This is a genomic window from Facklamia sp. P13055, assembly GCF_050409445.1.
In the GTDB taxonomy this organism is placed as follows: Bacteria; Bacillota; Bacilli; order Lactobacillales; family Aerococcaceae; genus Facklamia.
In genome coordinates this window covers 56,622-76,305 of record NZ_JBNUPL010000003.1, presented here as the reverse complement: position 1 = coordinate 76,305, position 19,684 = coordinate 56,622, and the positions used below count along the sequence as shown (strand labels likewise).

Annotated in this window: 18 protein-coding genes and 1 pseudogene; 15 read left to right on the top strand and 4 right to left on the bottom strand. The window is 36.1% G+C overall.

All coding sequences use genetic code 11. The features are described 5' to 3' along the window. Positions 1–121 precede the first annotated feature (121 nt). The 9 genes and pseudogenes from ACQV2O_RS02120 to ACQV2O_RS02080 all read left to right on the top strand — a co-directional run bounded on the left by ACQV2O_RS02120 (position 122) and on the right by ACQV2O_RS02080 (position 9,939). Positions 122–1,237 carry an ATP-NAD kinase family protein gene (locus ACQV2O_RS02120; protein ID WP_428873593.1) on the top strand — a complete coding sequence of 372 codons (1,116 nt, stop codon included), beginning with the start codon at positions 122–124 and terminating at the stop codon, positions 1,235–1,237. A gap of 300 nt (positions 1,238–1,537) precedes the next feature. Continuing rightward, the gene (locus tag ACQV2O_RS02115) at positions 1,538–3,208 is read left to right on the top strand and encodes a formate--tetrahydrofolate ligase (protein ID WP_428873594.1); all 1,671 of its coding nucleotides are present in this window, start codon (positions 1,538–1,540) and stop codon (positions 3,206–3,208) included. Positions 3,209–3,302: 94 nt separating this feature from the next. Then, a complete protein-coding gene (locus ACQV2O_RS02110) occupies positions 3,303–4,157 on the top strand; it encodes a bifunctional 5,10-methylenetetrahydrofolate dehydrogenase/5,10-methenyltetrahydrofolate cyclohydrolase (RefSeq protein ID WP_428873595.1) in 855 nt (284 codons plus the stop codon). 9 nt (positions 4,158–4,166) lie between these two features. Then, the gene (locus ACQV2O_RS02105) at positions 4,167–4,793 is read left to right on the top strand and encodes a cyclodeaminase/cyclohydrolase family protein (protein ID WP_428873596.1); all 627 of its coding nucleotides are present in this window, start codon (positions 4,167–4,169) and stop codon (positions 4,791–4,793) included. 18 nt (positions 4,794–4,811) lie between these two features. Further along, positions 4,812–5,948 (top strand): glycine cleavage system aminomethyltransferase GcvT, encoded by a 1,137-nt coding sequence (gcvT, locus tag ACQV2O_RS02100; RefSeq protein WP_428873597.1) that lies wholly within the window; start codon positions 4,812–4,814, stop codon positions 5,946–5,948. Between the two features lie 83 nt (positions 5,949–6,031). After that, entirely contained in the window at positions 6,032–6,391 is a 360-nt protein-coding gene (gene gcvH / locus ACQV2O_RS02095) for a glycine cleavage system protein GcvH (protein ID WP_428873598.1), read from the top strand. Positions 6,392–6,510: 119 nt separating this feature from the next. After that, on the top strand, positions 6,511–7,860 hold the full coding sequence (gene gcvPA, locus ACQV2O_RS02090) for an aminomethyl-transferring glycine dehydrogenase subunit GcvPA (RefSeq protein ID WP_428874864.1): 1,350 nt from the start codon (positions 6,511–6,513) through the stop codon (positions 7,858–7,860). Continuing rightward, positions 7,860–9,353 (top strand): annotated as a pseudogene (gene gcvPB / locus ACQV2O_RS02085) (aminomethyl-transferring glycine dehydrogenase subunit GcvPB). Before gcvPA ends, gcvPB begins: the two are co-directional and overlap by 1 nt. 127 nt (positions 9,354–9,480) lie before the next feature. Then, positions 9,481–9,939 carry a Fur family transcriptional regulator gene (locus tag ACQV2O_RS02080; RefSeq protein ID WP_428874863.1) on the top strand — a complete coding sequence of 153 codons (459 nt, stop codon included), beginning with the start codon at positions 9,481–9,483 and terminating at the stop codon, positions 9,937–9,939. Positions 9,940–9,986: 47 nt separating this feature from the next. Here the strand turns inward: ACQV2O_RS02080 and trpS are convergent, their stop codons facing one another. Beyond that, on the bottom strand, positions 9,987–10,976 hold the full coding sequence (trpS, locus tag ACQV2O_RS02075; RefSeq protein WP_428874862.1) for a tryptophan--tRNA ligase: 990 nt from the start codon (positions 10,974–10,976) through the stop codon (positions 9,987–9,989). A gap of 333 nt (positions 10,977–11,309) precedes the next feature. Here trpS and spxA point away from each other — a divergent pair, with 333 nt between their 5' ends. From spxA to pepF, 4 genes are all read left to right on the top strand, one after another. Beyond that, positions 11,310–11,708, top strand: coding sequence for a transcriptional regulator SpxA (gene spxA, locus ACQV2O_RS02070; RefSeq protein ID WP_428873603.1), 399 nt, complete (start codon positions 11,310–11,312; stop codon positions 11,706–11,708). A gap of 162 nt (positions 11,709–11,870) precedes the next feature. After that, positions 11,871–12,626, top strand: coding sequence for an adaptor protein MecA (locus tag ACQV2O_RS02065; protein ID WP_428874861.1), 756 nt, complete (start codon positions 11,871–11,873; stop codon positions 12,624–12,626). A 58-nt stretch (positions 12,627–12,684) separates the two neighbouring features. Then, positions 12,685–13,800, top strand: coding sequence for a competence protein CoiA (locus ACQV2O_RS02060; protein ID WP_428874860.1), 1,116 nt, complete (start codon positions 12,685–12,687; stop codon positions 13,798–13,800). A 122-nt stretch (positions 13,801–13,922) separates the two neighbouring features. Next, positions 13,923–15,737: an oligoendopeptidase F gene (pepF, locus tag ACQV2O_RS02055; RefSeq protein ID WP_428874859.1), complete on the top strand. Its 1,815-nt coding sequence runs from the start codon at positions 13,923–13,925 to the stop codon at positions 15,735–15,737. A 43-nt stretch (positions 15,738–15,780) separates the two neighbouring features. Here the strand turns inward: pepF and trmB are convergent, their stop codons facing one another. From trmB to ACQV2O_RS02040, 3 genes are all read right to left on the bottom strand, one after another. Further along, entirely contained in the window at positions 15,781–16,458 is a 678-nt protein-coding gene (gene trmB / locus ACQV2O_RS02050) for a tRNA (guanosine(46)-N7)-methyltransferase TrmB (RefSeq protein WP_428874857.1), read from the bottom strand. A gap of 12 nt (positions 16,459–16,470) precedes the next feature. Then, a complete protein-coding gene (locus ACQV2O_RS02045; protein ID WP_428873608.1) occupies positions 16,471–17,250 on the bottom strand; it encodes a phosphotransferase family protein in 780 nt (259 codons plus the stop codon). 178 nt (positions 17,251–17,428) lie between these two features. Then, the gene (locus ACQV2O_RS02040; RefSeq protein WP_428873609.1) at positions 17,429–17,755 is read right to left on the bottom strand and encodes a hypothetical protein; all 327 of its coding nucleotides are present in this window, start codon (positions 17,753–17,755) and stop codon (positions 17,429–17,431) included. A 197-nt stretch (positions 17,756–17,952) separates the two neighbouring features. Here ACQV2O_RS02040 and pepA point away from each other — a divergent pair, with 197 nt between their 5' ends. Beyond that, positions 17,953–19,026 carry a glutamyl aminopeptidase gene (gene pepA, locus ACQV2O_RS02035; protein ID WP_428873610.1) on the top strand — a complete coding sequence of 358 codons (1,074 nt, stop codon included), beginning with the start codon at positions 17,953–17,955 and terminating at the stop codon, positions 19,024–19,026. Between the two features lie 13 nt (positions 19,027–19,039). Beyond that, positions 19,040–19,669, top strand: coding sequence for a YtpR family tRNA-binding protein (gene ytpR, locus ACQV2O_RS02030; RefSeq protein WP_428873611.1), 630 nt, complete (start codon positions 19,040–19,042; stop codon positions 19,667–19,669). The last annotated feature ends 15 nt before the right edge of the window (positions 19,670–19,684 follow it).

The window sequence follows — 19,684 nt, the reverse complement described above, 5'->3', positions numbered from 1 at the left end:
GTAAAATCAGACAATTTAAATTATAGAAAGAAAAGTAAAAATTGTAAACTAGAGCTTAGGTATGACAAGAACATTTATAAGACCTATAATAGAATAGAAGATTATTGAGAGGAGAGAATTAATGAAAAAATTAGGAATTGTAGTAAATCCCATTGCTGGTATGGGAGGACGAGTTGGTTTAAAAGGTACCGATGGTAAAGATGTATTAACTGAGGCGATTAAGAGAGGAGCTAATCCTGAGGCCCCTTTAAAAGCCTTGAAAGCGCTCAAAGAATTAGCTCCTCTTAAAGAAGAATTAATTGTATATGTTGCTTCTGGTAAAATGGGAGAAGATTTAGTAAAAGAAACCGAATTGAATTATGAAGTGATTCATCAAATCGATGGTGACAGTATGGCGAAGGATACCATTCATTTAGTTGAAAAATTTCAAGAGAGAGAGGTGGATTTAATACTTTTTGCAGGAGGCGACGGAACGGCACGTGATATTGCTTCAGTTACTCAACTTGCTATTCCAACGATTGGGATACCAGCGGGTGTTAAGATTCATTCTCCTGTTTATGCAGTGACACCGGAACATGCCGGTAAGTTAGCTTTGAGGTATTTGAAAGACAAGGAATTGTCTCTAAAAGATGAGGAAGTTATTGATATTGAAGAAGATGCATTCCGTAGGGATGAAATAATTACTAAAGTCTATGGATACCTAAGTGTTCCTTATGATGAAAGTCATTTACAAAATTTGAAATCACCTACTCCTCAATCGGATGAGGCAGCAAGAGTTTCTATAGCGCTTGATATTATAGATAGAATGGAAGAAGATGTCTTCTACATTATTGGCTCTGGTTCAACAGTTGCTCCGGTAATGTTAGAGTTAGGTCTGGAACCAACATTATTAGGTGTTGATATCATTCGAAATAAAAAAGTTGTAAAAAAAGATGTCTATGAACAAGAGATTTTGGATATCATTGGGGACAAGCCAGCTAAATTGATTGTTACACCGATGGGTGGTCAAGGATATCTCTTTGGCCGAGGCAATCATCAATTATCTGACAAGGTTCTTGCCAAGCTAGATAAAGAGGATATTATAATCGTTGCAACACCAGGAAAATTAAACACCTTAAAAGGTCAACCGCTTTTAGTTTATACAGGTAATCGTGAAATTGATGAAAAATTAGCTGGTTATCATAAAATTTTACTAGGATACCATAACTCCAGAATGTATAAGGTAAGTGCAATTTAAGAAATAACGAAAATTTTGTGAAAAAAGATTAAGTTGACCAAGTGGTTATCACTATATTAATAACAACTTTCATCTATTAAATAGCGGTTGTGAAAAGCACAACTAACTTTCTTTATTGATAATATAAACAAATTTAGTACTTGCTTACATAAAAATGTTTGTGAAAAAACCGAATTGCAAGCTAAAAATGCAATTTTTTAAAAACTGTCTGCAAAATGTAAGAGTTTCCTAACGTTTTATGGTATGATGAAAGATGCATAGAGATACTATGTGATTTATCTAAAGGGGGAAAAGATTTTAATGAAGACAGATATTCAAATCGCACAGGAAGCTAAATTGCAACCAATTGAAGATGTGGCTGCAAAGTTAGGTATTTCTAATGATGTATTAGAGCCTTACGGTAAAACAAAAGCTAAAATCGATTTTACTAAATTAGATATGGATAACAAGGACTTAGGAAAATTAATTCTTGTTACAGCGATTACTCCAACTCCTGCTGGTGAAGGTAAAACAACTACTTCAATCGGCTTGGCAGACGGAATGTCTAAAATTGGTAAGAAAACAGCAGTTGCTTTACGTGAGCCTTCATTAGGACCAGTATTTGGTATTAAAGGTGGAGCAGCTGGTGGTGGATACGCACAAGTTGTTCCAATGGAAGATATTAACTTACACTTTACTGGAGACTTCCACGCGATTGGAGCAGCAACTAACTTAATCGCTGCCTTATTAGATAACCACATCCACCATGGTAACGCATTAGATATTGATACAAACCGAATTGTATGGCGTCGTGTTGTCGATATGAACGACCGTCAATTACGTAATATTGTAAATGGATTAGGCCGTCGTGTTGATGGAGTAACACGTGAAGATGGTTACGACATCGTTGTAGCTTCTGAAGTAATGGCAGCATTCTGTCTATCTAATAATTTACAAGAATTAAAAGAAAAATTAGGTAATATGATCGTTGCTTACACTCGTAAAGATAATAAGCCAGTTACTGTTAAAGATATTAATGGTGCTGGAGCTGCAACTGCATTACTTAAAGATGCAATCAAGCCAAATATTGTACAAACTTTAGAAGGGACACCAGCTTTTGTGCACGGTGGACCATTCGCAAACATTGCTCACGGATGCAACTCAATTATTGCAACGAAACTAGCAATGAATTATGCAGATTACACAATTACTGAAGCTGGTTTCGGTGCAGACTTAGGTGCTGAGAAATTCTTAGACATCAAATGTCGTCAAGCAGGGATAGCTCCTTCAGCAGTTGTAATCGTTGCAACAATCCGTGCATTGAAGATGCATGGTGGAGTTGATAAAAAAGAATTAGGACCTGAAAATGTAGAAGCTTTACGTAAAGGTATGCCTAACTTAATGCGTCACATTAACAATATTAAGAATGTGTTCGGATTAAACCCAGTAGTAGCTATCAATGCGTTCCCAACTGATACAGATGCCGAAATTGAAGCATTACGTGAAGAATGTGAAAAAGAAGGCGTTAAAGTTGTTCTTTCAACTCACTTCTCTGATGGAGGTGAAGGTGCAACTGAACTAGCTAAGGCTGTAGTTGAAGCATCTGAAAAAGAAAGCAACTTTAAGTTTGCTTATGATGTAGAAGCTTCTATCGAAGAAAAACTTGAAACATTAGTAACTAGAATCTACGGTGGTGCAAAAGTTGAGTTTACTTCAGTAGCTAAGAAGAAAATTAAGCAATTCACCGAGCAAGGACATGGTAAATTACCAATTTGTATGGCTAAAACGCAATATTCATTCTCCGATGATCCTAAATTATTAGGAGCTCCAGAAGGATTTACTGTTACTATCCGTGACTTAACCGTTTCTGCTGGTGCAGGCTTCCTAGTTGCTATGACAGGTGACATTATGAAGATGCCTGGCTTACCAAAAGAACCAGCTGCTAACCGTATTGATGTTGATGAAAAAGGTAACATTGAAGGATTGTTCTAAAAAGAATTGATTCTAAGATAAAATTAATAGTCGAGCGAGTAAATTTTTGCTCGTTCGACTTTTACAGTGTATTGAATAGAAAAGGGAGGATCTTATGGGTAAGATTTTAGATGGTAAAGAAGTTGGGAAAGCAATTCGCGAGCGTACTCGTCAAGAAGCAGAAGCTTTAAGAGAAAAAGGGATTGTTCCTAAATTAGTAGTGTTACGTGTCGATGAAAACCCTTCTTCCATGGCTTATGAAAAAAATGCTATGAAAGTAATGGAAAAATGTGGAATCGAAGCAGAAGCTCGTACTGAATTGGATGCTAAGACCACCGAAGATGTCTTAAAAATTATCGATGAATTAAATGCAGATAAATCTGTGTCAGGCGTTATCATTATGCAACCATTCCCAGAAGGAATTGAGCGAGCAGAAATTGCTGAGCGCTTAAATCCATATAAAGACGTAGATGCCTTGAACCCAGTTAACTTAGGTAAGCTAATTAACAATGATCCAACTGCAATGGCTCCTTCTACAGCACAAGCTTGTATCGAAATTCTTGATTACTATGACTATGAATTAGAGGGTGCTGAAGTTTGTGTTATTGGTTCATCACCAGTTGTTGGTAAGCCATTAGCAGTTATGTTATCAAACCGTAATGCAACTGTTTCAAATACACATGTCTATACTAAAGACAACACTATCCACACTACTTTAGCTGACATTGTGGTCTCAGCTACCGGAGCTTTAGGACTTGTTGGCCCTGACTACATTAAAGAAGGTGCAACAGTAATTGATGTTGGCTTTGGTTACAAAGATGGTAAGGCAACTGGAGATGTTCGCTTTGATGAAGTTGAACCTAAAGCAAGTGCTATCACTCCTGTCCCAGGTGGTGTTGGTTCTGTAACAACAGGTGTTCTGGCTTCACAAGTTGTTAAAGGTGCTAAGCTTCTAAATGGCTTAGAATAGGAGCGCGTAATGAAAGAATTAAAAGTCACAGAATTTATTGACAAGTTAGCTTCTAATGATCCAACTCCTGGTGGAGGGGCTGCAGCGGGCGTTACAGCTGGATTGGGTATTGGTGCTATTTTGATGGCTATGATTTTCTCGCAAAGTGATAAATTGTCTAAAGAGGATCAAACTTTTCTTGCTAAAAAAATTGAAGAGTTTGAAAAAAGTAAAGAGATTTTTGTGAACATTATCGACCGCGATGCAACTGAGTTTGAACCACTTTCTAAAGCGTATGGTATGCCGAGAGCAACAGACGTAGAAAAACAAGTGCGTAATGAAGCAATTCAAAGTGGGTTAGTAATTGCATCTCAACCTCCAGTTGACTTGATTTCAGAAGTCAGCCAAATTGTGGAGGGCTTTGACAAGGTTATTCCTTTAATTAAAAAAATCATCGTTTCCGATGTTGGTGTAGGTCTTCAAATGTTACGTTCGGCTGTTCAGGCTTCTTCATTAAACTTATATATTAATGGAGGACAGCTTAAGGATAAGGAAAAGCAAGAAGAGTATTATGAGCTTGCTAACAACAAGGTCGCTGAATTGTCCTCTCAATTAGATGAATACTACGCACAAGTCAAAGATATTTTAATCAAGTAAGGCGAAGGAGATAGTATAATGACAAACGTTCAATTAGATGAAAATGGATTGAAAAAAACACCTATGTATGACTATTACATCGAAAAAGGATGCAAGATTACAGATTTTGGTGGATGGGGATTACCAATTCAAATCACCAAAATTGCTGAGGAGCACGAGGCAGTTCGTAATGCAGTAGGTTTATTTGACGCTTCACATATGGGAGAGGTTCGTGTTAAATCGGCTAAGATGAATGCTTATGACTGGTGGAACGGATTAATCACTAATGATGTGCATAAAGCTACTTTCAACGGAAAAGCTCAATATACCGCTGTATGTAAAGAAGATGGCGGCATCTTAGATGATTTGATTTATTACCGCCGCAATGATGACGAGTTTGTTGCAACTCCAAACGGCTCTAACCGTGAAAAGATTGTTCAATGGATGCATGATCATAATCAAGAGGGTCAAGTTGAGATCACAGATGAAACTTATGACTGGGGATTAATCGCTGTTCAAGGACCAAATGCTGAAGAATTATTGGCTCGCATTACAGATACTAACTTGAAAGAGATTGAATATTATTCTTATAAGCAAGATCAAGTAGTAGCTGGTTTTGATCGTGTTCAAATCTCACGTACTGGTTATACCGGTGAAGAAGGTTTCGAACTATATATTCCAGCTGAACATATGCTTGAGATTTGGAAGAAATTAGTTGAAGAAGGTCAAGATTTAGGTGTTAAAGAATGTGCGCTAGGAGCACGTGATACTTTACGCCTTGAAGCTGGTTTACCACTGTATGGCAATGACTTCGATGAGAGCGTCAACCCAATCGCAGGTGGTATTGCATTTGCAGCACCAAAAGCTAAAGAAGCAGATTACATCGGAAAAGAAGCAATTGCTGCTTATCGCGCCGGCGATAAGAAAGAAGCGTCTCGAGGATTTAAGATTGACGGCAAACAAATCGCTCGTCATGGTATGGAAGTTAAAAATCAAGAGGGTGAAGTGATTGGGGTAGTAACATCAGGAACGAAATCACCTACATTAGGATACCCTCTAGGTTTCATGCGTGTTGCCACTGATTATAAAGTTGGTGATAAAGTAATTATCGATATCCGCGGTAAAGAAATTGAAGCAGAATTAACTAAGAAAGACTGGTTAGCTGCTAGTAAGTAAATTTAAACTAAAGTGGTTTCATTTTTGTTAAATGTTTGATAAAATGAGCACATAAACAATTTTAAGAAAAGGGGTCATTTATAATGTCACAAGTATTTTTTACAGAAGAACACGAGTTTATTGAAATTTTAGCACCTAACAAAGCACGTGTAGGTATCACTGCTTTTGCTGCAGAGCAATTAGGAGATATCGTTCACGTTGAATTACCAGAAGTCGACGATGAATTCGATGCTGAAGAAGAAATCGCAACAGTAGAATCTGTTAAATCTGTATCTGAAGTATACGCACCTTTTGCAGGTAAAGTAGTTGCGGTGAACGAAGAGTTAGAAGATGCACCAGAATCAGTTAACGAAGATGCTCAAGGTAAAGGATGGTTCTTCGAAATTGAAACTGAAGAAGACATCGATACATCAGAATTCTTAACTGAAGAGCCAGCTGAATAATCATAAATTTTAAAGGTTTGTTTATTAGAGTGACTCTATGTCACTCTAATATTTAAGTCAAAATTGCTATTAATTTAAAAAGTACGAATTAAAGAAAAAAATAGACTAAGGAGCAGATCATGGCAAAATTTAGATATTTACCTAACACAGACCAAGACCGCCAAGCAATGCTAGAAACAATTGGCGTTAAAGATATTATGGATATCTTCTCTGACTTGCCAGAAAATGTACGCCGTACAGGCAAAATGAACTTACCTGAACCACTTTCTGAATTGGAAATTGTTAAAGAACTGACTAGATTGTCGGCTCTAAACACTTCGTCCAGTCAAATGCCTTTTTTCTTAGGTGCTGGAACGTATGACCACCATGTACCTTCGATTGTTAATCATATTATTATGCGTCAAGAGTTCTTAACTGCTTATGTTCCCTACCAACCAGAAGTATCTCAAGGAGAATTGCAAGCATTATTTGAATGGCAAACAATGATTGCTGAACTGACAGGTATGGATTTGGCAAACTGTGGTATGTATGATGGATATAACGCAGTTTCCGAAGCAGCAAACCTTGCGTTTAACCATGTTAAGAAGTCTAAAAAAGTATTAGTTTCTAAAGGGTTAAACCCACAAGCAATTGAAACTGTAAAAACTTACGGTTTCGGTAAAGATTACGCTGTTGAAGAAATAGCACTTGAAAATGAAGTCACAAGTCTTGAAGATTTAAAAGCTAAATTAGATGCTGAAGTAGCGGCAGTTATTGTTCAATATCCAAACTTCTTTGGATCGGTTGAGGATTTAAAAGCAATTAAGTCAGCTTTAGAAGGAACAAAAACATTGTTAATTGTTTCTGCTAATCCATTAGCTCTTGGAAAACTAGAAAAACCAGGTGCTTTTGGAGCAGATATTACTGTTGGAGATGTTCAGCCTTTCGGTATACCAATGTCTTTAGGTGGCCCTCACTGTGGTTACTTTGCCGTTAATGACAAGTTAATGCGTAAGATTCCTTCGCGTATTGTCGGGGAAACAGTAGATGAAGAAGGTAGACGTGGATTCGTTATGACCCTTTCTACACGAGAGCAACATATCCGTCGTGAAAAGGCAACCTCTAACTACTCTTCAAACCAAGCTTTATTCGCTTTAGCATCATCTATTGCTATGTCAGCATACGGTAAGGTTGGTATTCAAGAATTAGCACAGGCTAATATCAATAATACACATTATCTTGCGAAAGAACTAAAAGCAGCAGGTTTTGAAGTTCTTAACACTAGACCGTTTTTCAACGAGTTTGTTATCAAACTAAATAAAGATGTACGTCAAGTCAATAAAGAATTATTTGAAAAAGGATTTGTTGGTGGCTTTGATGCTTCAAAAGCAATTGGTGTTGATAATGCCTATCTACTTTGTGTAACTGAAAAGCGTACCAAAGAAGAAATGGATAAATTTGTAACTGCTTTAGTGGAGGTGGCAAAATAATGATCTTACAAGATTATGATAAATTGATTTTTGAAATTTCGCAAGAAGGGCACACAGCTTATGATTTGCCAGTTTCTGAAGTAGAAGAGTATGACTTATTATCAGAATTAGGAGAATATGCACGTCAAGAACCTGCGCGTTTACCAGAAGCTTCTGAACTACAAATTGTACGTCACTATACAGCACTTTCAAACCGTAACTTTGGTGTTGAATCAGGTCCTTATCCATTAGGATCATGTACAATGAAGTATAATCCAAAGATTAACGAAGATGTAGCTGCTATGGATGGCTTTGCGAATATTCATCCTTTACAAGATCCAGACACTATTCAAGGTGCACTACAATTAATGTATGAATTACAAGAATATTTGAAGGAAATCACTCAATTTCCAGCATTAACTTTACAACCAGCTGCAGGTGCTCAAGGTGAGTTAGCAGCAATATTAGCTTTTAAAGCTTATTTTGAATCCATTGGAGAATTGGAGCAACGTCGAGTAATACTAATTCCTGACTCTGCTCACGGAACAAACCCAGCCACAGCTATGGTAGCTGGTTTCGAAACGGTTGAGCTTCCTTCCACTCCAGAAGGGATTATTGATGTCGAGGCAGTGCGTGCTGCTGTAGGGCCAAATATTGCCGGTATTATGATTACAAACCCATCAACAGCTGGTTTGTTTGAAAAAGATGCTAAGGAAATTGTAGATATTGTTCACGAAGCGGGTGGACTTGCTTATTATGATGGTGCAAACTTAAATGCTATTATGGGATTAACTTCTCCAGGTGCAATGGGCTTTGACGCTTGTCACTTGAACTTACATAAGACCTTTACTGGACCTCATGGTGGTGGAGGACCAGGATCAGGACCAATTGGCGTTGTGGATAAATTAGCACCATTTATTCCTGGACCCAATGTGGTAAAAAATGGCGACAAATATGAGCTTGAAACACCTGAGAAATCTTATGGTCGTATCAAAGGAAACTTTGGAAACTTTGGTGTAAACGTTCGTGCTTATACATACATTCGCTCAATGGGAGCTGAAGGATTACGTCGTGCTTCTGAAGATGCTGTTCTTAATGCTAACTATTTACGAGTACGTGTTAATGAATACTTTGATGCACCATTCCCTAACTTCAACAAAAACGACTTTGTATTGGACTTAAGTCGTCACAAGAAAGATTATGGAGTAACAGCTAAAGATGTTGGTAAGCGACTTTTAGACTTTGGTATTCATGCTCCAACAACTTACTTCCCATTGCATGTTAATGAATGTTTAATGGTTGAGCCGACTGAAACATAATCTAAGCAAGACTTAGATTATGTAGCAGATATCTTAATTAAGATTAATCAAGAGGCTATTAATAATCCTGAAATTGTTCAAACAGCTCCACATAATACACCCGTAAGACGTTTGGATGAAGCAGGAGCTTCTCGTAAGCCAGTTCTAAAATATACTTTTGAGAAACATGAATCAGAATCTGCTGAAGTAGAATAAAAAAATCAAAATCAACTGATCTCGGTCAGTTGATTTTTTGATGGATATAATTTAAAATGTTAAATTGTAACAGCTTCAATTTATTATCATTCATTTCTATATAAACATATTAGAAGGTGGTTTGTCCATGCAAACAGAAAAGGCTATTGAATCCGATATTAATCAACTTTTAGAAAAAATGAAGAAGGGTAAAGTTCGTATAACTCCTCAAAGACGAGCCATCTTAAAAACAATCTTGACAAAAGTCAAGCATCCAAGTGTTGAAGAGATTTACCAGCAAGTTCAACAAGACTATCCACAAATGAGTTTAGCAACAGTTTATAATAATGTTCGTGCTTTTGTGAATGCAGGCATTTTACAAGAGTTGAACATTGATGAAAAAACAAAACACTATGATATTAATGTGCACCCCCACGGACATACAATTTGCGAAGCTTGTGGAAAAATTGAAGATGTTTTTTTAAATCAATTTAATGATATATACACCGAAATAAAAGAGTTAGGTAAATTTAAGGTAAGAGCGATGGAAGTATCCTTTTATGGGTTTTGTCAAGAGTGTTATGAGAAAGAAGCACAAAACAATTAAAGAAAACTGCCAACTTGTTGAATAAGTTGGCAGTTTTTTGCTATGTACTATCTATATCGTATACCCATTACTTTCTCCATACGAGCCAATGTCTGAGAAGCTGTTTCATTAGCTTTAGTTGCACCTATAGAAAGAATATCATAAAGTTCATCGCCTGCGATTAGCTGATTATAACGCTTTTGAATAGGCTCTAAGACAGATACAACTAAATCAGCTAAGTCTGATTTAAAGCGACCATAACCTAAGTCATGATATTGATTAACGATCTTTTTAATTGGCTGTGCACTTAAGCTTGCGTAAATTTCAATTAAGTTGGATAAACCAGCTTGGTTAGCCGTGTCATAATTAACGACTCCAATTGAATCAGTAACAGCTGATTTAATTTTCTTAATGATTTGACGCGGTTCATCCAACATTGAGATTTTACTTTTTTCATTTTCATCTGATTTGGACATTTTTCGACTTGGGTCTTGCAGACTCATAACTCGCTTACCAGCATTTGGATAAATAGGTTCTGGTTTAACTAATATGTCTTCTCCGTAGCGGTTGTTAAAACGGTCTACAAAATTTCTTGTTAATTCAATATGCTGACGCTGGTCATCACCTACTGGAACATATTTAGCATCATAAAGAACTATATCACCAACCATTAATGCCGGGTAACAAAGTAAGCCAGCACCAACTGATTCTTGTTTAGCAGACTTGTCTTTATATTGTGTCATTCGTTCTAGCTCACCTACGCCAATCTGACAGGTAATGAGCCAAGCAATTTGAGAGTGAGCAGGTACTTCTGATTGTACGAATACTGTGGATTTGTTCGGATCGATACCAATCGCTAAATAAAGGGCAGCTAGTTGCTTAGTTTGTCTTACCAATATTTCAGGGTCCTGTGGGACTGTGATGGCATGTTGATTCACAATACAATAGGTTGCTTGATATTTATCTTGTAAATCAACAAATGATTTCATGGCTCCAATATAGTTTCCAAGAGTAGGTATGGAGGATGGTTGTACACCGGAAAAAATGGTCTCTTTCATGATCTTCCTCTTTCTAATGGCTTATATTTACATTAATAATTATAACCTATCTAAAATTAAATGCTAGCTTTTATGAAAAAAGATTGAGTGTTTTCACAAACTGGCAGTTTTTCATCAGTAATTCTAATAAATGTCACACACTAATCATTGATTATAGTTTGCTTTAAAGCATTTTTGTTGCTATAATTCTATATGTAGTACTAAATACTTTGTGAAACTCACTTATTGTATCGAATAGATTTGATTGTTAAATGATAAAATCTTAAGTTCAATAATTGAATATGTACGTGTCTTTAAGAGAGAAGAATGTTCACAAGAGAGGATGATCTTTTAATGGTAACATTATATGTAACTCCAAGTTGCACGTCATGTAGAAAAGCCCGTTCATGGCTAGAAGAAAATAATATTGCATTCGAAGAGCGCAATATTTTCACTGAACCTTTAACGATAAACGAAATAAAAGGTATTTTGCGAATGACAGAGGAAGGGACAGAGGATATCGTTTCAACTCGGTCAAAAGCCTATTCAGAATTAGATGTAGAAATCAGCGAATTACCTTTAAATGATTTTTTTGAGTTAGTTCAAAATCAACCAGGTTTGTTGCGTCGACCAATTATTTTAGATGATAAACGCATTCAGATTGGTTACAACGAGGATGAAATCAGACGTTTCTTGCCTCGAGAAGTAAGAGCTCGCGCATTGCGTCACGCTCGTGCTTTGGTAAATGAATAAACAAAAATTTGAGCCTTCGGGCTCTTTTTTTGAATAAATAGAATTGCATTGGATAAGCTTGCATAGACAATGTATTTTTGCTAAAATTACGGAACATGACATAATGCTTGGTATGTCTGTTTGTAAGTAGTATAATGGATAAGAAGGTGGAGGTGAATTGCTATGGAAATGGAGCATATAAATGATAACCTAATTAAAGTTCTAATTGGATCTGAGGATCTAGAAGAACGGGGTATCGACTTTTTAGACCTAATAGGGGACCAATCACGGATTGAAAAATTCTTTTACTCAATTTTAGAAGAAGTGGATATTGACCATCATTTTCACGATTCAGAAGCTGTGACATTCCAAGTGATTCCTAACAGCGAAGGCTTAGAATTGTATATTAGCCGTGCCAATGTTGAGGAACTTGATGAGGTTTGGGAAGATGAACTAACGAAGCGTCTTAAAGAACGCAAAGAAATGTCCCTGAAGGAATCCTCTAGTGAAAATATGATCGATTCAACTGCTGAATCGAATCAACAAGTAAGCTCCTCTACTAATAAGAAAACTAAGAAGACGGCGATTGAGACGATGATGAATTTATTTAATCCTAAGTCTGAGTCAAAAGATGAAGACTTATCACAAGAGCAACCTATTGAAGGAGTCATTCGTTTTAGTTCATTGGATAATTTTTTAAGACTAGCTCGTGAAATACCAAGCGAATTGCTAGTTTCAGATCTATATTATATGAATTCGCATTATTTCTTGATTCTCTATGATTTAGAACGAACAGTAAGTAAAGATAAACTTGCAACTAAGTTATTGACTCTCTTCGAGTTTGGAGAAATATCAATGGTCACTGCATCTGTTCTAGCAGAACACGGTGAGTTATTAAGAAAAGAAGATGCACTCTTCTTCTTTGGAAATCAATTTTAAATCAATTAAACACCTAACCCCCTTTAGATCTGTATTTCAGATTAAAGGGGGGTTATTAATGTACGCGGCAATAAATCAATTTGGTGAGTTAATCTATGCAAAAGAAGCAAAAAAGGATCAGATTTATGTTTGTCCGTACTGCTTAACTAAAGTAGTTTTAATTAATAAAGAAAAAGGGCGTTCTTACTTCCGACATTTAAAAGCTTGTTCATTAGATATTAAAAATGAGGGTACTTATTTAAAATTTGGTTTAAAAGAGACTCACAGAGGAGAAAGTAAAGAACATAAGCAGGCCAAAAATTTATTACGAGATAATTTCCGAAACTTTGGCTATGAATGTGCGCAAGAGGTTATTTTTGAAAAAATAAATCAGATTGCTGATCTTATGGTCGAAGATAGCTCCTGCGCTTGGATAGTTGAGTATCAAAAATCAGTCATTTCATCAATTGATATGGATAAAAGACAAAAAAATTATCAAGCACTCGGTTTTCAAGTTCAATGGTTAATTGATGATTATTATTTTAAACAACGGGGCTTAAGTACATGGGTTCGACGTTGTATCGCATATTCAAAGAAACTTGGTTATCACGTTTGGACTTTAGATTTAAATCAGTACGAATTAAAATGTTATCACCATATACCTTTAGTTTATAGTTTAAATAATTTAGATATTAAGCTTACAAGCTATTCTTATAAAGAAAATTGGCTATTGGCACTTAATGGAAGCTTAAAAGCAAAGAGCGATGTAAAAAATATTTATTTGAAAAGAAGCGAGTCTAGGAGTATTTCTCTAATTGACTATTCTTTTATTATTCAATCAATAAAATCCAATCTTTCTTATCGTGTTTTCTTAAACCAGCTCTACAACTATCAAATTAACTTGGAAGAAATACCCAGATGGGTTTTTAATAATTGGCAGGTGCAAGCGATGAAAGAGCCTGGCTGGCTGATTTGGATTTGGGCCTTTGAATCAATGTTATGGCTGAATAGAAATTTGAAAATCAACCCTGAAGGAGAGGGGTTAAACTTTTCTTCCTTTTCCTCGAGGATGAATGAACATTTAGATAACAACCACTTTAGTATGTTTCACTTTCCTTTAATGGGCCAATCTAAAACTATATTAGAAGAAACTTTATATATTCTTTATTATGTTCTAAAAAGATTAATGGAGTAAAAACGATTTGTTAGAGAGTCAGAAAAAATTTTTTTAAATCATCTAATTAATTAATGATACCGTTCCCATTTAGGATCTAATTATGATAAACTAAGATTATCATAAGAAAAGGGAGTAATGTTATGTCTACACATAAAGCACGTAAGCGTTCTGAGATAGAAGAAAAATATACCTGGGATTTGTCATCCATGTATAAAGACCAAGAAGCTTTTGAATCGGATTTTACAAAGGCTCAACAAATGATTGGTGATTTGAAGGACTTAGAGGGCACGCTAGGTCGAAGTGCAGATCAGCTTGTTAAAGCGATTGAAACGATGAAAGAAACTGAGAGAATCGTTGAAAACTTATATGTTTATAGTCACTTAATCAGTGATCAAGATCAAACCGTTTCTGCTTCACAAAGCTTACAAGCGCGTACATTGCAATTAATTACTGAATTTGATGGAGCTACAGCTTTCTTTGATCCTGAGCTTTTAGCGATTGATGAGGAGAAACTACAGGAATTTATTAAGACCAATGAGTCATTAAAAAAATACCGTCAGTTTCTAGATAATGCAGTACGTTTTCGCCCACACACTTTAAGCCATGCAGAAGAGCTTTTGTTGGCTAAAGCGGGTGAAATTTTTGCCACACCAAGCAAAACATTTGGCTTATTGACTGATGCCGATTTGAGGTTTCCTACTATCAAGGATGAAGAAGGCCATGAAGTAGAGTTAACGCACTCGGTTTATGGAAAGATGCTTGAATCTTCTGACCGTCGCGTTAGAAAAGAAACTTTCCAAAAATATTATAGTATTTTCGACCAATTTAAAAATACATATGCTAGCTTAATTTCTAGTCAAATGAAAGCTCATAATTATCAAGCAAAAGTACGTCACTTTGACTCTGCTCGACAAGCTGCTCTTTTCCAAAACAATGTGCCAGAGTCAGTGTATGATACATTGTTAGAGGCTGTTCATTCACGTTTAAATCTTTTACATCGTTATGTAGCACTTCGTAAAGACTTACTAGGTGTTGAAGATTTAGAAATGTACGATATGTATACACCTTTATTAGGTGAAGCTCCAATTAAAGTGACTTATGAAGAGGCGCAGTCGATTATTTTGGAAGCTGTAAAACCAATGGGTGAAGACTATGTGGCAATAATGAAGGAAGCTTTTGCTGACCGTTGGATTGACCTTTATGAAAATATCGGTAAACGATCAGGAGCTTATTCTTCAGGAACCTATGATTCTAAGCCATATATTTTAATGAACTGGCAAGACTCAATTAATCACCTTTATACCTTAATTCATGAGCTAGGGCATTCTGCACACTCATACTTAAGTCGCAATAACCAAGAGCATATCTATTCTGGTTATTCTATTTTCTTAGCAGAAATTGCGTCGACTACTAATGAAAACTTATTAACTTATTACTTATTAGACAAATATAAAGATCCCGAAATTCGTCTATTCATCTTAAATCATTTCTTAGACGGAGCTAAAGGTACCGTCTTCCGACAAACACAGTTTGCTGAATTTGAACACTTTATGCATACTGCAGATGCTGAAGGCACACCTTTAACACAGGAGTTTCTTTCAGAAAATTATCGTGAGTTAAATGCTAAATACTACGGGGAGGCAGTTAATTCAGATTCTGAGATTGTGCTAGAGTGGTCACGTATTCCTCACTTCTACTATAATTATTATGTTTTTCAATATGCCACAGGATTCTCGGCAGCAACTTACTTTGCAGCTAAAATCTATCAAGGAGATAAAGAAGCTTTAGAGAATTACAAAGGTTTCTTAAAGTCAGGGTCTTCTAAATATGCTGTAGATACTATGAAAGACGCTGGCTTAGATATGACTCAAGCAAATTATATTTTAGCGACGCTTGATGTTTTTGAAGAAAGGCTCGATGAGTTTGAGTCAATCTTGAAAGAACACCGTTCATAATCAGAAAAGTTTTAAATAAATACCCCCCTCAATAGACGAATACCTATTGAGGGGGTTGTGTGTTTAGCAAGCTATTATTTTTTTGTGGGAAATAGGCCTCTAAGCGATAGATTGGGTGACCTTTGGCTGAGAATTTTTCCTCGTATTCAGTTTGTATGTTTCCTTGAAAATCGCTATGATGAAGATCTAACCATACTTGACGAAAAACGAAACCATATTGACTCATAGAAGCTAAAGAATACTGAAAGAGACTCATATTATCTGTCTTGAAATGAATATCCCCATCAAGTTTTAAAATTGTTTGGTATTGGCTTAAAAATTTAGGGGAAGTTAAACGTCGTTTAGTATGACGAGCCTTGGGCCAAGGATCAGAAAAGTTAAGATATACACGGTTGACTTCTCCATCACTAAAGAAATGGTTCAAATCGCCACCGTGGGCATTAATAATTTGTAAATTTTCTAGTTGGGTATTTAGTTGTAAATCCAGAATAGAAACAGCTACTGAAGTTTGTAATTCGATGGCAATATAGTTGATGTTAGGATGGGCTTTAGCCATTTCAACTATAAATTGTCCTTTACCTGATCCAACTTCAATATGAATGGGTTGATTTTTAGCAAAACGCTTTTGCCATTCCCCCTTAAAGTCTTGGGGATTTTGAGTAACATATTTTGGATAGGCCTTTAATTTATCAGCGGCCCATGGTTTATGACGTAATCTCATAGTCTCTCCTTTTTAATTTTCATAGATGTTTTTTAGCAAAACAACAGTTTCATTGACTTGATAATGACGATCTTCTGCATAATATTCTTTAATCAGATTAAGGCAAGCTAGGAGACTGTACCATTTTACCCGTTTTTGAAAGGAGTCAGTAATAGGAAATTCATAGAGATTAAACCATTGCATCCATTCTGTAGGTGAAAAATAATGACAAAGTAGATAGCAGATATCAAATAGTGGATCAGCAATTTTAACATTATCCCAATCGACTAAGTATAAATGTTGGTCATTTGTTAACAAAAAGTTATTATGATTAAGATCTCCGTGACAGATGCAGTAGTCTATCTCTAAAAAATCTCGATCAATCATGTGCTCCATCTGCTGGATAATATGATTAAAATAGCTGTGAAACTTTAATGAATGGGGTAGACCTTGATAATAATCCTTTATTAAATCTAGAGGTGACGACTCCTGAGCTTTTGCGCGTTTGAGTAGATTCAAAAGAGAATCGTTTTGGTGGATAGAGCGGATCAAATCAATGACTTCTTGGTTAGCCATATCCTGTTTATTTAATAATTGACCCTCCTCCCATTCTTGAGCAGTTAATATGTCTCCCGTATAAGTTCTTTGAGTCCATTTTAGTTTAGGGGTAATGCCTTCAGCAGCTAAAGCAGCGATAAAGGGCGAGGTGTTACGTTTAAAAAAGACTTTTTCGTCTTTACTGACGCCCATATAAGCTTGACCAGTGTTTCCGCTCAATGGGGTTATTTGCCATTCTTCACTATCATGGTACATAACCTCGCTCCTTTCATTAAAGTGATACTCTTTATTCTAACATGCTAATCTTTTAGGTCAACAGCTTTTATTTTTGATTATAAATAATAATATATAGATTATTTTAAAAGTATAAATGGATTAGTAAAATTTGAACATAAGAAAAAGCACCTTAAAGTGCTTAGAAAATGTATGTAAGTTAAGCTTCGAAGGTATTTAAAATTTCTCCAGTATAGATATCTGCAACAAAGTGGTAGTGAACGATCTGGTCATTTTCCTTACGTGAGATGCCTCCTGTGTATACCAATGGACGGGAATTGTAGGTAGTATATTCAATAGGGTCATAATCGATCCAAGAACCTGTGATTTCTCCTTCAAGCGCGAAGGCTTCACGAATACTTTCTAATACCTTACCAGCGTTTAAGGGGCGATTTTCCTTATATAATAGCGTACCTGCAGCACCAATAACAATTCCAGATATCAACACAATTGTTCCTAGTAAGCTGTAATTTTTGTTTTGAGACATATCTTTCCTCCTATTTGTGATAAGTAATCTAACTTCTTATCGCTTTTGAAACTTATCTTGATCATACCATAAATTTTATTTAAAGAATACTTTTCAAACTTGTACGCCAATTGCTTTTAAAGTATTTTTGTGACAGAATAAAAGGAGAATAATAAGTCAAATAAAGATGAGGAGGGTGTGGCTTAGCCACAAATTTTATGAACGATCAAACTTTTGCCTTAATAAAAAAGTTAACTGAATTACAAGGAATCTCAGGTCACGAAAAACGTGTTAGAGACTTCATGCATCAAGAAATGTCTCCGCTTGTTGATGAAATACATCAGTCTAGTTTAGGAAATATCTTTGGTATCAAACATAGTAAGAAAGAGGGAGCACCTCGTTTAATGGTGGCAGCGCATATGGATGAAGTGGGCTTTATGGTTCGTGAAATTACCGATCGAGGCCTTTTCAGAGTAGTCCCAATTGGTGGATGGAACCCTTATGTGATTTCAGCCCAACGCTTTACGTTGCAAACTAAAAAAGGCGATTATCCGGTTGTATCTGGAGCAGTTCCTCCTCATCTCTTAAGAGAAAAAGGCGCTAAATCACAGCTTAAGGCTGATTCTATTCTTTTTGATGCAGGATTTACTTCTAAGGAAGAAGCAGAAGAATTTGGAGTGAGATTAGGCGATCCAATTGTACCCCAAGTGGAAACTATTAAGACAGCAAACGGTAAATCAATTCTGTCTAAAGCATGGGATAACCGTTATGGATGTACAGTTGTATTAGAAACGCTTCGTGAAATTCAAAATGAAGAACTCAATAATGAATTAATTATTGGAGCAAGTGTTCAAGAAGAAGTTGGTTTAAGAGGTATTAGAGGGGGCGTTCATGAATTCCAACCGGATCTTTTTGTAGCGGTGGACTGTTCACCAGCAAATGATATTGAAAAAGCGACTCAAAGTGAAGGGCAATTAGGTGGAGGGTTCTTACTGAGAATCCAAGATCCTGGTATGATTACTCACAAAGGCTTGCGCGAGTATATTGAAGATACTGCAAACACCCATAATATTCCCTACCAATGTTTCTTCTCTAAAGGTGGTACTGATGCTGGAGCTGCTCATACTATGAATAAGGGTGTTCCTAGTGCAGTGATTGGAGTTCCAGCACGTTATATTCACGGCCATCAAACTTTATTTACTATCTCAGATTATGAAGCAGCCAAAGAAATGCTCTTGCATTTAGTACGTAATTTTGATCGCACGACTTATGAAACGATTATTAAATCATAAAAGGAGCAATTAAATGAAAAGTTTAGCATTTTATAATAAAGAAGGAATTGGCGATGTACTTCTTTTAACTAATGGAATAACGGATGAAGATCATCTTAGCTACGAACGCAAAGGGGATGTTACCATAATTAGAGATCAGACAAATGATCAAGTGATGGGTATTAATATTCATCGTTTATCTAAGCATTTTAAAGTGGAGGGTCAAGGTCTTGTTAAATTAAATAAAGAACAAGAAATGCTGGTTAAAAACCTCATTAAAGAGGCAGGCTTTGATTTAGAGGTCGAAATCGATCGAGAAGAAAAATTTGTGGTTGGATTCGTTGAAGAATGTCAAGCTCACGAAGATTCTGACCATTTAAATATTACTCAAACACGAGTGAGCGAAGATGAAGTCTTACAAATTGTTTGTGGAGCAGCTAATATTGCGCAGGGTCAAAAAGTTTTAGTGGCCAAATCAGGTGCAGTGATGCCTTCGGGCGCAATTATATGGCCTGGTGAATTACGAGGTGTTCCTTCTAGAGGTATGATTTGTTCTACCCGAGAGCTTGGTTTAGAAGATATTCAAAATGATCCAGGCATCTGGGTATTGCCGAATCATTTTGAAGTAGGAACAAGTTTAGCAGAAGTAATTCAAAGCTATTAATTTAGAGAAAAATCA